Source organism: Halobacillus sp. ABD4_316 (assembly GCF_056161385.1).
On record NZ_JBSWZA010000001.1, the window covers coordinates 436,057 to 450,351 of the forward strand.

Consider the following 14,295-nt stretch of genomic DNA (forward strand, 5'->3'; position numbering starts at 1 on the left):
GAATGAAGGAATGAAACAACGAACAATTACTGCTGTCGTAGCAGCACTTATTTTTATCCCGATCGTCCTCCTGGGAGGATGGCCGTTTAAAGCTTTTGTCTATTTCATAGCCAGTATCGCTCTCCTCGAGCTGATACGCATGAAGAAAATCGCCCGGTATTCGGTCGCGGCAGGTCTTGGTCTTGTCTTGATGTGGGCGCTCATGTTCCCGTATGGGGTCTTCGACAATGTGGTGGACTCCGATGACCTTATAACGAAATCGGAAATCACTCTGCTGGCCGTCCTCGTCCTGCTGAGTTATACCGTGCTTGTGAAGAACCGGTTCACCTTTGATGATGCAGGCTTCCTGCTGCTCTCATCCATTTATATTGGAATGGGCTTCAACTACTTAATCGAGACAAGGGAAGCGGATTTAACGTACATTCTGTTCGCTTTATTCATCGTATGGGCGACGGATACAGGCGCCTATTTATTTGGAAGATCGTTCGGGAAACGTAAACTGTGGCCGCAGATCAGCCCTAAGAAAACGATTGAAGGCTCTGTCGGGGGCGTGGCACTTGCCTGTGTCGTTGCATTTATTTTTCATCTGATCCAACCCCTGGAGCATTCCTTGATTGTCGTTCTCCTCGTAACTGTGCTCATATCGATTGCAGGTCAGATTGGAGATCTGGTTGAATCGGCATTCAAGAGGCATTATGCAGTGAAGGACTCCGGTAAGATCCTTCCCGGGCACGGTGGTGTTCTTGACCGGTTTGACAGTTTAATATTTATTCTGCCGATTCTGCATTTGATCAACTTTATTCAGTAATCGAGAAGGGATGGGGAATATGAAACACATTTCATTATTAGGAGCGACAGGCTCGATCGGAATACAAACCCTGGATGTCATCAGACTCCACCCTGAACAGTTTTCGCTGTACAGTATGGCATTCGGCCGTAACGTTGAAAAAGCGGTCCCGCTTATACAGGAATTCAAACCAGCAGTCATCGTGGTGCAGGACGAGGATACGAAGCAGCGTTTGAGGAGGGAAATCGACCATTCCCGCATTTTAACCGGCGGAGAAGGTTTAATTGAGGCCGCTTCTGCCGATGATGTGGATGTCGTCGTCAACGCTGTGATGGGAAGTATCGGTCTGCCGGCCACTTTAAAAGCCATTCAGGCCCGTAAACAAATCGCCATCGCTAATAAAGAAACCCTCGTAACGGCGGGTCACCTCGTCATGGCAGAAGCCGAAAAATACGGGGTGGAACTGCTTCCAGTGGACAGCGAACATTCCGCGATCTTTCAGGCTTTAAATGGTGAGAACAGGAAAGAAATTGAAAAATTGATTATTACCGCTTCCGGCGGCAGCTTTCGTGATAAGACGAGAGATGAACTGAAAGGCGTGACGGTGGAAGATGCGCTGAACCACCCTAACTGGAGCATGGGGGCCAAAATCACGATTGACTCAGCTTCCATGATGAATAAGGGACTGGAAGTTATTGAAGCCCACTGGCTTTTTCAAGTGCCATATGAACAGATTCATGTTATTCTTCATAGGGAAAGCGTGATTCATTCCATGGTGGAGTACGTGGACAGGAATGTCATTGCCCAGCTGGGAACGCCTGACATGAAAGTGCCCATCCAGTACGCCTTGACCTATCCGAACCGGATGGACCTTCCAATTACAGAGCATTTGAATTTAGAAGAAATTGCGACCTTGAATTTCGAGAAAATGGACATGGATCGTTTCCCATGCCTGCGTATGGCTTATGAAGCAGGCAGAGCAGGGGGATCGATGCCGGCCGTTTTGAACGCAGCGAATGAAGAAGCCGTTCAAATGTTTTTGGAAGGACGGATTTCCTTCCTGGAAATCGAATCATACATCGAAGAAGCGTTGGAAAGGCATGACAAGATTCATAACCCGGACTTGTCTACCATAATTTCTATTGATGAGGAAACAAGGAAGAGAGTCCGTTTCCATTTAAATTAAAAGGAAGGTGCTTCATTTGACTACAGTGATTGCATTTATACTCATGTTCGGATTATTGGTGTTCGTCCATGAGTGGGGGCATCTCATATTTGCCAAACGGGCAGGTATGCTGGCGCGGGAGTTTGCCATCGGCTTCGGGCCGAAAATATATCATTTTAAGAAAAATGAAACCTTGTATACGATCCGTCTGCTTCCCATCGGCGGCTATGTCCGTGTAGCCGGGGAAGACCCTGAACTTGTAGAATTGAAAGCCGGTCATCATATCGGCCTGGAATTCAATAACGACGGGAAAGTAAATCGGATCATTGTGAATAACAAATCCAAACATCCGGAAGCCCGTGTGATTGAAGTCGAAAAAGCGGATCTCGACCATCGGCTTGTTATTGAAGGTTATGAAGTGGATGAAGATGAAAAGCTGTTTTTTGAAGTCGATCCAAAAGCGATGTTTGTGATGGATGAAAATGAAACACAAATCGCTCCCTATAACCGCCAGTTTGCATCCAAAACTGTACCGCAGCGGGCGATGCAGCTCTTTGCCGGTCCCATGATGAATTTCGTCCTTGCGATTATCCTGTTTATGATTTTAGGTTTCATTCAAGGCGTGCCTTCAGATGAGGCCAAGCTTGGTGAAATTCAAAATGGTACACCAGCCCAGGAAGCTGGTCTGAAGGCCGGGGATGAAGTGACCGCTGTGGACGGCGAATCCGTCAGTACATGGGAGGAATTCACGGCTATCATCAGGGATCATCCTGGTGAAGAAGTTACATTAACGGTGGAACGGGAAGGATCCGTCCAGCAGATGAATGTGACCCCTGCATCCATAGAAGATCGTGATATGACGATCGGCCAGGTGGGTGTAGCGAGAGCGTTTGAGGAATCGTTTACTGAAAAACTAACGTTTGGCTTTACTCAGACGTATGAGTGGGCCGGATTGATCCTGACGAACCTTGGTAAACTTGTGACCGGTCAGTTTTCACTGGATATGCTTTCAGGTCCTGTCGGTATTTACGATGCTACGGACCAGGTCGTTCAGACAGGATTCACCAATTTCGTCATGTGGACAGCCATCTTGAGCATTAACCTCGGGATCGTCAACCTTCTTCCGCTTCCTGCCCTTGACGGGGGCCGCCTGATTTTTGTAGGGCTTGAGGGTGTCAGAGGGAAGCCGATCGATCCGCAGAAGGAAGGTCTCGTCCATTTCATTGGATTTGCTCTTCTGATGCTGCTCATGCTTGTCGTAACATGGAACGATATTCAACGCTTATTCCTATGATGAATCCTACAGCTGGAAGTCTCAAGGCAACAGGCGTTACCTGGACTTCCGGCTTTCTTTTATTAACATTGAATTGAGGTGTAGATGATGAGACAAAGTCATATGTTCATTCCTACTTTAAAAGAAAACCCAGCAGACGCAGACATTAAAAGTCATCAGCTTTTAGTCCGCGCCGGCTACATACGCCAGATTGCCTCGGGGATTTATAGTTTCCTTCCGATCGGGCAGCGTGTGCTGAGGAAAGTTGAAAATATTGTAAGAGAAGAAATGGAAAAGATCGGTGCTCACGAAATGGCTATGCCTGCCCTTGAACCTTCAGAACTATGGAAGGAAACCGGCCGCTGGTCTACGTTCGGCTCCGAGCTGATGCGCTTGAATGACCGTCACAACCGTGAGTTTGCTCTGGGAGCGACGCATGAAGAGGTGATTACAAGCCTTGTACGTCATGAAGTGAAAAGTTATAAGCAGCTTCCATTGACGGTTTTCCAAATACAGAATAAATTCCGTGATGAAGCACGTCCCCGTTTTGGCCTGCTCCGCGGCCGCGAATTTTTAATGAAGGATGCCTACTCCTTTAACGAATCGTATGAAAGCCTTGACGAAACATACGAGAAGATGTTCCAGGCCTACTCCAACGTGTTCTCCCGTCTGGGCTTGAATTTCCGTGCAGTCATCGCTGATTCCGGTGCGATGGGCGGAAAGGATACGCATGAATTCATGGTCCTTTCCGAAGTCGGGGAAGATGTAATCGCCTATTCAGACACTTCCCGTTATGCAGCCAATATAGAAATGGCACCTGTTACAGCTGTTTATGAAAAGTCTGCAGCAGCTCCCGTCGACATGGAGAAAGTCGAAACCCCGGGCTGTAAAACGATGCAGGAGGTTGCTGACTTCTTTGGGCACCAGCTTGAGGAAGGTTTAAAAGCCATCCTGTTCAAAGTAGACGAGCAGTTTGTTCTGGCTGTCACAAGAGGAGATCATGAAGTCAACGATGTGAAACTGAAAAACCTTTATGATGCCGGCGTCGTAGAACTTGCTTCAGCAGAGGATACGAAACGTCTGATGGGTGCAGGCTTCGGATCCCTCGGACCTGTAGGAGTGCCGGAAGAAGTGGATGTTGTGGCGGATACAGCTGTTGAAGCTCTTGTGAACGTCACCTGTGGGGCCAACGAGGACGGATACCACTATAAAAACGCGAAACCAGAAAAAGATTTCCACGTATCCCGCTATGCAGATCTCCGCTTCATTCAAGAAGGAGATCCTTCTCCAGACGGGGAAGGGGTTATCCAATTCGCCCGAGGGATTGAGGTGGGTCATGTATTCAAACTTGGCGAATTCTATTCGCAGCGTATGAATGCAACTTTCCTCAATGACCAGGGGAAAGCGGAGACGATGATCATGGGATCTTACGGGATCGGTGTATCCCGGACACTCGCGGCTGTCGTAGAGCAGTATAACGATGACCGCGGCATCACGTGGCCGGCTAATGTGGCACCATTCCAGGTTCACCTTCTTTCCATGAATCCGAAGAAGGAAGAGCAGAAGGAGCTTGCAGATCAATTGTATGACCAGCTGCTTGAATCCGGCATCGAAGTTTTATATGATGATCGTAAAGAACGAGCCGGTGTTAAATTCGCCGACAGTGATCTATTCGGAATCCCGGTTCGTGTGACGGTTGGAAAGCAAGCCGGTGAAGGAATTGTGGAAGTGAAAGAACGAGCGACTGGAGAGCAGAAGGAACTTTCCGCTTCAGAAATCGCTGACTATATAAAAAACTGGTACAAAGCTTAATTGTTTCACAGAAAATACCCTTGCTTGGGATAAGATGAGCAAGGGTATTTCCATGAACGAGCTTAGTCCTTATGGTAAAGGGAGGAATCACGATGAGTGTGAACAGTCAGGAGAAGATGCACTATTTACTGGAACAGATCCAGTTTCCTCATAATCTGATTGAACCTCATTTTAAAGAAAGCCGGATGGAGAAGCTGGTCGTCTTCAAGGAAAAGAAAGCGTGGCATTTTCATTTTGCCATGCAAAGGCCGCTTCCACCTTCTGTTTATGAACTGTTCACAAGTAAATTGGTCCATGCCTTTCGTTCGATTGCTGAAGTAGACTGGACCATTGAAACAGCGGATAAAGAGCTGGCCGGTGAAGATATTGTAGAATACTGGCAGAACTTTATTAAGACGCTGACAAACCTGACTCCGGGATACAAAGATCTGCTGTTGGAACAGCAGCCTGAAGTTAACGGGAACAAGATTATGTTAACTTGTAGGAATTTAGCTGAGAGCCATGCCGTACAGAAAAAGCTGGAAGAGCCTCTTAAGCAGTATGCGCAGCGTGCAGGTCTCCCTGCATTTGTTTTATCCACACAGGTGAAACATGAAAAAGACGAGATCAAGAGGTTCCAGGAAGAACGGCAGAAAGAAGATAAAATCCTTGTCCAGCAGGCTGTGAAGGAACAGGAGGAGCGGGCGAAAGATAAGGACGACCAAAGGCCTAAAGGTCCGATTGAAATTGGTTATAAAATCCAGGATGATATCATCCCTATGGAAGAAATTCAGGAAGAAGAAAAACGGATCGCTGTCCAGGGGTATGTGTTTGATGCGGAAGTGAAGGAACTCCGCTCAGGCCGGCACCTTCTGCTGCTCAAGGTCACGGATTACACCGATTCGTTCTCCATCAAAATGTTCTCCCGCGGCGATGATCATGCTGACATGTTCAAGCTCGTCCAGGCGGGAATGTGGATCAAAGCCCGCGGCGGCGTACAAACGGACAGCTTTACCAACGAGCTGACGATGATGGCCAATGATATCAACGAAGTGAAGCCGAAGCTGCGTCAGGATGAGGCACCTGAAGGAAAGAAACGGATTGAACTGCATGCCCATACGACAATGAGTGCCATGGATGCCCCCGTGTCTCCATCCCGTCTGATTAAGCAGGCAGGGGACTGGGGCCATGAAGCGATTGCCATCACCGATCACGCTGTCGTTCAGGCTTATCCTGATGCCCACAGTGCAGGGGAAAAGAATGGGGTTAAAATCCTATACGGTGTCGAAGCCAACCTGGTTGATGACGGAGTGCCGATTGCCTATGGGGAGCAGGACCGCGATTTGGAAGATGCCTCTTATGTTGTTTTTGACGTAGAGACGACAGGTTTATCTGCTGTTTACGATAAAATCATTGAACTGGCAGCTGTCCGTATTCAAGGAGGAGAGATTGTCGACCGCTTCGAATCCTTCGCGAATCCTCACCATCCCCTGTCCCAGACGACCATTGATTTGACAGGGATTACGGATGATATGGTGAAGGATGCACCGGAAATCGAAGAAGTGTTAAAGGATTTCCATACATGGACAGGGGATGACATTCTCGTTGCCCACAACGCAAGCTTTGATATGGGCTTCTTAAATGCCGGCTATCAGGCCATCGATCTTGGGAAAGCGGAAAACCCGGTCATCGATACGCTGGAGCTGGCCCGGTTCCTTGTGCCGGAACTTAAAAATCACCGGTTGAATACCCTTTGTAAGAAGTTCGATATCGAGCTTACCCAGCACCACCGGGCTATTTACGATGCTGAAGCAACCGGTTATCTTTTGTGGAAACTTCTAAAAAGGGCCATGGAACGGGACATTACCAATCACCAGAATTTGAACGATTATATGGGGGAAGGGAAAGCTTATCAACGCTCAAGACCTTCCCATGCCACACTGCTTGCGACAAATAGTACCGGCTTGAAGAACATTTACCGCCTGGTTTCTGAAGCGCATGTGAATTATTTCTACCGTGTGCCGCGGATTCCAAGGTCGCTGCTTAAAAAGTATCGGGAAGGCATCCTTATCGGATCCGGCTGTGATAAAGGTGAGGTCTTTGAAACGATCATGCAGAAATCGGAAGAAGAAGCTGAAAAAGTGGCTGACTTCTACGATTACATTGAAATACAGCCGCCGGGGAACTATTATCACCTTGTCGAAAAAGATCTCGTTCAGACGGAAGCACAGATCCTTGATATTCTGAAGCGTCTCACCGCTCTTGGCGAACGGCTCGGCAAAACGGTCGTGGCTACAGGGAATACCCATTACCTTGAGCCTCATGAAAAGCAGTACCGTCAGATTCTCATATCGTCACAGAACGGAAATCCTTTAAACAGACAGACCCTTCCTGAGGTGCATTTTAAGACGACGAATGAAATGATCGATGAGCTTTCCTTCCTAGGAAAAGAAAAAGCTGAAGAACTCGTCGTAACGAATACGCATAAAATCAATGATATGATCGGGGAAGTTTCCCCTGTGAAAGATGATCTCTATACACCGAACATTGAAGGAGCGGATCAGGAAATCCGTGATATGTCCTACAATAAAGCGCGGAGCATCTATGGCGAATCCATCCCTCAGTTGATCGTGGATCGGTTGGAGAAGGAACTCGATAGTATCATTGGAAACGGCTTTGCGGTCATCTATTTGATCTCACAAAAGCTTGTGACCAAATCCCTTGAAGACGGATACCTTGTCGGTTCACGGGGGTCGGTCGGCTCGTCCTTTGTTGCGACAATGACAGAAATCACCGAGGTTAATCCGCTGCCGCCCCATTATGTCTGCCCATCGTGCCAGTACAACGAATTCTTTACGGATGGTTCCGTCGGTAGTGGGTTTGACCTGGATGAAAAAGACTGCCCGGAATGCGGGACATCTTTAAAGAAAGACGGCCAGGATATACCCTTTGAAACCTTCCTTGGGTTCAAAGGAGATAAAGTCCCGGATATTGACTTGAACTTCTCCGGTGAGTATCAGCCGCATGCGCACAATTATACGAAAGAGTTGTTTGGGGAAGATAACGTGTATCGTGCCGGAACGATTGGTACGATTGCTGAAAAGACCGCTTATGGCTATGTGAAGGGCTATGCCGGTGATCATCAGCTGCATTATAAGAACGCGGAGATAGACAGGCTTGTCCATGGATGCACAGGAGTCAAGCGGACGAGCGGCCAGCACCCTGGAGGCATCATTGTTGTGCCGGATGATATGGAGATTTACGACTTTTCCCCCATCCAGTACCCGGCAGATGATACAAAATCCGAATGGAGAACAACGCACTTTGATTTCCACTCCATTCACGATAACCTCCTCAAGCTGGATATACTTGGACACGATGATCCGACCGTTATCCGCATGCTTCAGGACTTAAGTGGAATCGACCAGAAGGAGATTCCTGTCGACGATCCAGAAGTTATGAAAATCTTCAGCGGACCTGAAGCTCTCGGAGTAACGGCGGACCAGATCCTGTGTAAAACCGGAACCCTCGGTGTGCCTGAATTTGGTACGCGTTTCGTAAGGCAGATGCTCGAGGATACAAAACCTAAAACCTTTGCCGAACTTGTCATCATTTCCGGTTTGTCACACGGAACGGACGTATGGCTTGGAAATGCGGAACAGCTGATCAATGACGGCATTTGTACACTTCCCGAGGTTATCGGCTGCCGTGATGATATTATGGTGTATTTAATGCATAAGGGCCTTGATCCATCTCTTGCCTTTAAAATCATGGAATTTGTAAGGAAGGGTCGCGGCCTGCAGGACGAATGGATTGAAGAAATGAAAAAGCACGGGGTCCCGGACTGGTATATTGATTCCTGTAAGAAAATCAAATACATGTTCCCGAAAGCCCACGCCGCTGCCTATGTCCTGATGGCCGTTCGGATCGCCTATTTCAAAGTCCATTACCCGATTTACTTTTATGCGGCCTATTTCACCGTCCGTGCCAGCGATTTCGAACTGGAAACGATGATGAAGGGATCCGAAGCGATCCGTACCCGTATGAATGAAATCCAGAGCAAAGGGTTTGATGCGACACCGAAGGAGAAAAGTTTGATGACCGTGCTGGAAATTTCTCTTGAGATGTGTGAGCGTGGGTTCAGCTTTAAAAATGTGGACCTGTACAATTCAAGTGCTACGGACTTTCTAGTGGAAGGCAGTCAGTTGATTCCACCATTCAATGCGGTTGACGGACTGGGTACTAACGCGGCCATCAACATTGTTCAGGCCCGTGGTGAAGGAGAATTCCTTTCCAAGCAGGATCTTAGAGAACGGAGCCGTATCTCGAAAACGGTTCTGGAGTATCTGGATAACTTCGGATGCCTGGAAGGAATGCCGGATGAAAACCAGCTCTCACTTTTTTAGGGGCGTGGTTTTCTCCATCATCTGGCCTCCGGTTGCAAACCATAGGCAGTTATGATATATTTTTTATGGTGAGAAGAGCGATAGGAACGCCGAAAGAGTGGGGGAACCCGCTCTTTTGTCATATTTCAGGCTCTTACTTTTGTGGAAACTTTTCAATGCAGCAGGGGTTTGTATGCCCGCGAAGAGAACCGCTATGATCCATGTCATAGCGGTTTCTCGTGGCCTCTGTAACTGGAAAGCACTGGTACTTAAATGAAATCAGCCCGACCATCTCATACTAAGGGGTACGAAACAATGAACAGGCCAAAGGAGGGAAAAGCATGAGCAATCATGTGACATCCGTAGCGGAACGTCTTGTCCAGCCAATCTTAAATGATATGAATTTGGAACTTGTCGACATCGAATACAAAAAAGAAGGACAGAACTGGTATCTGCGCGTCTTCATTGATAAGGAGGGCGGCGTTGATATTGAGGAATGCGGTCAAGTATCGGAGCAGCTGAGTGAGAAGCTGGATGATGAGGACCCTATTGATATCCCATATTTTCTAGAGGTTGCTTCTCCAGGAGCGGAACGCTCGTTGAAAACGGAAGCGGACTTTAAGAAGTATACCGGTCATTACGTTTATATGAAGCTGTATGAACCGATTGATGGGGAGAAGGAGTTTGAAGGGACGCTGAAGTCTTTCGAAAATTCCACAGCTGTCGTAGAAATCCGTATAAAAACAAGAAAAAAACAGCTGGAAGTTCCTTATGAAAAGATAGCCAAAGCAAACCTAGCTGTTACGTTTAATTAAGGGGGAGAAATCGTTGAGTAGTGAACTATTTGATGCCATGGATTATCTGGAAAAGGAAAAAGGCATCGACAAGAATCTGTTATTGGAAGCGCTGGAAGCAGCACTTATCTCTGCTTATAAGAAAAACTTTAATTCCGCAACCAATGTTCGTGTGGATATTAATGAACAGGAAAGTACAATGAAGGTACTTGCGAGGAAAGAAATCGTAGAAGAAGTGATGGATCCACAACAGGAAATTTCCCTTGAGGAAGCCAACGGGATCGATCCAAACTACGATATCGAAGACGTCATCGAAGTGGAAGTAACACCGATGGACTTCGGCCGGATCGCAGCCCAGGCGGCCAAGCAGGTGGTAACCCAGCGTGTCCGTGAAGCAGAGCGGGGCATTATTTACGGGGAGTACGTGGATCGTGAAGAAGATGTGATGACAGGAATCATCCAGCGAAAAGATCCTCGTTTTGTTTATGTAAACCTTGGTAAAATTGAAGCACGCCTTCCTGAAGGTGAGCAGATGCCTACAGAAACCTATGAGGTTCACGATCGTTTGAAAGTATTTGTGACGAAAGTGGAAAACAGCAACAAAGGACCTCATATATACGTGTCCAGAACGCATCCGGGTCTGCTGAAGCGTTTGTTTGAAATGGAAGTACCTGAGATTTATGATGGCACTGTGGAAGTCATGAGTGTTGCCCGTGAAGCGGGGGACCGTTCCAAGATCTCTGTGTACGCCCAAGATCAGGATATTGATCCGGTGGGCTCCTGCGTAGGGCAGCGCGGGCAGCGTGTCCAAACCATCGTAAACGAATTGAAAGGTGAAAAGATTGATATTGTCCAGTGGTCTGAGGATCCTGTTGAATATGTTTCCAATGCGCTGAGCCCTTCCAAAGTCGTGGAAGTTCTTGTCGACGAGGAAGATAAAGCGACAACCGTCATCGTTCCTGATTACCAGCTTTCCCTGGCTATCGGAAAACGTGGCCAGAATGCCCGTCTGGCAGCAAAGCTGACAGGGTGGAAAATTGATATCAAGAGCGAAAGCGAAGCACGTGAACAAGGTCTTCTTTCTGAAACAGCAGAAGAAAGTGACGACCTTGATGAAGATCTTTTAGAGGATTAAGGAGGGGGAAGACAATGACCCGTTCCAAAAAACAGCCGCTTCGGAAATGTGTCGTCACTCAGGAGATGCTACCGAAGCAGCAGTTAATCCGAGTCGTCCGTAATAAAGACGGAGAGGTATTTGTGGACGACACTGGAAAAATGAATGGCCGTGGGGCCTATGTAACTAAAAGTCTGGATGTTATTGAGCAGGCAGAAAAACAACAGTTGCTGAACCGCCATCTGAAAGCTTCCGTAAGTAAGGAAGTTTATGAGGATCTTAAATCCAAAGTGCAGGCGGATCCATCATGAGTGGAAGTTACTTGAACCTGATCGGTCTTGCCGTCCGTGCGGGGAAATGCACGTTTGGAGAAGAATCCATCGTTAAGGATATCCGCAAGCGGAAAGCCAAGCTGGTTCTGATTGCCAATGACACTGGAAAACAAACAAAGAAAAAGCTGACAGATAAATGCAGCTTTTATCAAGTACCCTGCTACGAGGTGGATGACAGAGAAGTTCTGTCACAGGCCGTCGGTAAAGCGGGGAGAGTCGCGATCGCAGTTCTGGATCAAGGATTTGCGAAAAAGTTGCAATCGCTGCTCGATGAATCTATTCGGGGGTGAAAGATATATGAGTAAAATGCGCGTATATGAATATGCCAAAAAGAACGAACTATCAAGTAAACAAGTGATTGAGAAACTCCAAAGCCTGAACATTGAAGTGACCAATCATATGTCTACATTAGAAGACGGATCAACTGAAAAGCTGGATAAAGCGTTTGGGAAGTCTGCAGGGAAGCAGAAGCAGGATAACCAACGTGGAAATTCCAAGCCGAACAACAATAATAAAAAGCCTGGGAACCAGAAATCCCGCGGGAACAACCAGAAGAGACAGAAGCCTTCTTCCCAGCAGCAGGCTCCGAAAAAGCATAAGAAGCAGCTGCCTGAGAAAATCACTTTTATCGGCAGCTTAACCGTCGGTGAACTAGCAGAAAAACTGGGCAGGGACTCTTCTGAAATCATTAAGAAGCTGATGTTCCTCGGCGTAATGGCAACAAAAAACCAGGAACTGGATCCAGAATCCATTGAGCTGATCTGTGAAGAATTCGGTGTAGAAGTCGAAGAAGAAATCGTGATTGATGAAACAGATATCGAGAACATGACTTTTGACGACGAACCGGAAGATCTTCGTGAGCGTCCAGCTGTTGTAACGATCATGGGTCACGTGGACCACGGTAAAACGACACTTCTTGACCAGATCCGTAACACGAAGGTAACCGAAGGGGAAGCCGGCGGAATTACCCAGCACATCGGTGCCTATCAAATTGAAGAAAATGATAAGAAGATCACTTTCCTTGATACTCCAGGACACGCCGCCTTCACAAGCATGCGTTCCCGTGGTGCGCAGGTGACAGATATTGCCATTCTTGTAGTTGCAGCTGATGATGGAGTTATGCCGCAGACAAAAGAAGCCATCAGCCACGCCAAAGCAGCGGAAGTCCCGATCATTGTTGCTGTCAACAAAATGGACAAAGAAGGGGCCAATCCGGACCGCGTCATGCAGGAGCTTATGGAGTATGAGCTTATTTCTGAAGAGTATGGTGGAGAAACGATTTTCGTTAAAATGTCCGCCGTTCAGGGAGAAGGTATTGACGAGCTTCTTGAAATGATCGTTCTTGTTTCTGAAATGGAAGAACTGAAAGCGAACCCTGAACGTCATGCGTACGGAACTGTTATTGAAGCAGAGCTTGATAAAGGACGGGGCCCTGTTGCCACCCTTCTTGTTCAAAATGGTACGCTGAACGTCAGCGATTCCATTGTTGTAGGTAACACATGGGGCCGTGTCAGAGCGATGGTCAACGATATTGGGCGCCGCGTGAAGACGGCAGGACCATCTACTCCTGTTGAGATTACCGGATTGAACAATGTTCCACAGGCCGGGGACCGTTTCCTTGTCTTTGATGACGAGAAGAAAGCCCGCTCCATCGGAGAAGCCCGTGCCCAGAAGCAGCTGGAAGTCAACCGTGGTTCCAACGCCAGAGTAAGCCTTGATGACTTGTTCAACCAAATCAAGCAGGGTGAAGTGAAGGAAATCAACTTGATCCTTAAAGGAGACGTTCAGGGTTCTGTAGAAGCACTGGCCGGATCTCTTGAAAAGATTGAAGTAGAAGGCGTGAAAGTTAAAATCATCCACACAGGTGTCGGTGCGATTACAGAGTCTGATGTAAACCTTGCATCTGCGTCCAATGGAATCATCATTGGTTTCAATGTGCGTCCTGACGGGAATGCTAGAAAAGCAGCAGAATCTGAGGATGTAGAGATCCGTCTTCACAACATCATTTATAAAGTTATGGAAGAGATCGAATCAGCGATGAAAGGGATGCTTGATCCTGAATTCGAAGAGAAGATCATCGGTCAGGTGGAGGTTCGCGAAATCTTCAAAGTGTCCAAGATCGGTACCATTGCCGGTTCTTATGTTACGGACGGTAAAGTCACCCGCAACTCCGGCATCCGTGTCATCCGCGACGGCGTCGTTATTTATGAAGGTGAAATTGATGCCCTGAAGCGTTATAAAGATGATGCGAAAGAAGTGGCACAGGGGTATGAGTGTGGAATTACCATCAAGAACTTCAATGACCTTAAAATCGGTGACATTATTGAACCGTATGAAATGCAGGAAATTGAACGCAAATGATAATAAGCGCAGAAGTGGATTGCTTAATCTATGATGCGCAGTCGTTGAAAAATAAGCGTGCTGTATTAAAAAGGATCAAAACGAGACTGCACAATGAATTCAATATCGCTGTCAGTGAATTGGAGTTTCAAAATCTCTGGCAGCGGACACGTCTCGGTCTGGTTACGATTGCCAGTGATAAAACAATTGCTGAGCAGACGATGCAGCAGGCGCTTACTTTCATCGATTCTTTTCCGGAAATTGAACGGACGGAAACACAGATTGAATGGCTGTGATGTTTTGTTTGGAAGAGG

At 47.3% G+C, this 14,295-nt stretch carries 11 protein-coding genes; all 11 read left to right on the forward strand.

Annotated elements, in window-relative coordinates; all coding sequences use genetic code 11:
• Positions 1-10: 10 nt before the first annotated feature.
• Positions 11-808, forward strand: a complete 798-nt coding sequence (locus ACXAJH_RS02425) for a phosphatidate cytidylyltransferase (protein ID WP_474968520.1) — start codon at positions 11-13, stop codon at positions 806-808.
• 19 nt (positions 809-827) lie between these two features.
• Positions 828-1,973: a 1-deoxy-D-xylulose-5-phosphate reductoisomerase gene (dxr, locus tag ACXAJH_RS02430; RefSeq protein WP_474968521.1), complete on the forward strand. Its 1,146-nt coding sequence runs from the start codon at positions 828-830 to the stop codon at positions 1,971-1,973.
• A gap of 16 nt (positions 1,974-1,989) precedes the next feature.
• On the forward strand, positions 1,990-3,246 hold the full coding sequence (gene rseP / locus ACXAJH_RS02435; protein ID WP_474968522.1) for an RIP metalloprotease RseP: 1,257 nt from the start codon (positions 1,990-1,992) through the stop codon (positions 3,244-3,246).
• A gap of 87 nt (positions 3,247-3,333) precedes the next feature.
• Positions 3,334-5,037 carry a proline--tRNA ligase gene (locus tag ACXAJH_RS02440; RefSeq protein ID WP_474992995.1) on the forward strand — a complete coding sequence of 568 codons (1,704 nt, stop codon included), beginning with the start codon at positions 3,334-3,336 and terminating at the stop codon, positions 5,035-5,037.
• A gap of 92 nt (positions 5,038-5,129) precedes the next feature.
• Positions 5,130-9,422 carry a PolC-type DNA polymerase III gene (locus tag ACXAJH_RS02445; RefSeq protein WP_474971452.1) on the forward strand — a complete coding sequence of 1,431 codons (4,293 nt, stop codon included), beginning with the start codon at positions 5,130-5,132 and terminating at the stop codon, positions 9,420-9,422.
• 320 nt (positions 9,423-9,742) lie between these two features.
• Positions 9,743-10,216 (forward strand): ribosome maturation factor RimP, encoded by a 474-nt coding sequence (rimP, locus tag ACXAJH_RS02450; protein ID WP_474992997.1) that lies wholly within the window; start codon positions 9,743-9,745, stop codon positions 10,214-10,216.
• Between the two features lie 13 nt (positions 10,217-10,229).
• The gene (gene nusA / locus ACXAJH_RS02455; protein ID WP_474991927.1) at positions 10,230-11,330 is read left to right on the forward strand and encodes a transcription termination factor NusA; all 1,101 of its coding nucleotides are present in this window, start codon (positions 10,230-10,232) and stop codon (positions 11,328-11,330) included.
• Between the two features lie 14 nt (positions 11,331-11,344).
• Positions 11,345-11,620: an RNase P modulator RnpM gene (gene rnpM, locus ACXAJH_RS02460; protein ID WP_474968525.1), complete on the forward strand. Its 276-nt coding sequence runs from the start codon at positions 11,345-11,347 to the stop codon at positions 11,618-11,620.
• Positions 11,617-11,931, forward strand: coding sequence for a YlxQ family RNA-binding protein (locus ACXAJH_RS02465; RefSeq protein WP_027954245.1), 315 nt, complete (start codon positions 11,617-11,619; stop codon positions 11,929-11,931). The genes rnpM and ACXAJH_RS02465 overlap by 4 nt, the downstream gene beginning before the upstream one ends.
• A gap of 7 nt (positions 11,932-11,938) precedes the next feature.
• Positions 11,939-14,002 carry a translation initiation factor IF-2 gene (gene infB, locus ACXAJH_RS02470; protein WP_474968526.1) on the forward strand — a complete coding sequence of 688 codons (2,064 nt, stop codon included), beginning with the start codon at positions 11,939-11,941 and terminating at the stop codon, positions 14,000-14,002.
• Positions 13,999-14,277, forward strand: coding sequence for a DUF503 domain-containing protein (locus ACXAJH_RS02475; protein ID WP_160835642.1), 279 nt, complete (start codon positions 13,999-14,001; stop codon positions 14,275-14,277). The genes infB and ACXAJH_RS02475 overlap by 4 nt, the downstream gene beginning before the upstream one ends.
• Positions 14,278-14,295: the final 18 nt, after the last annotated feature.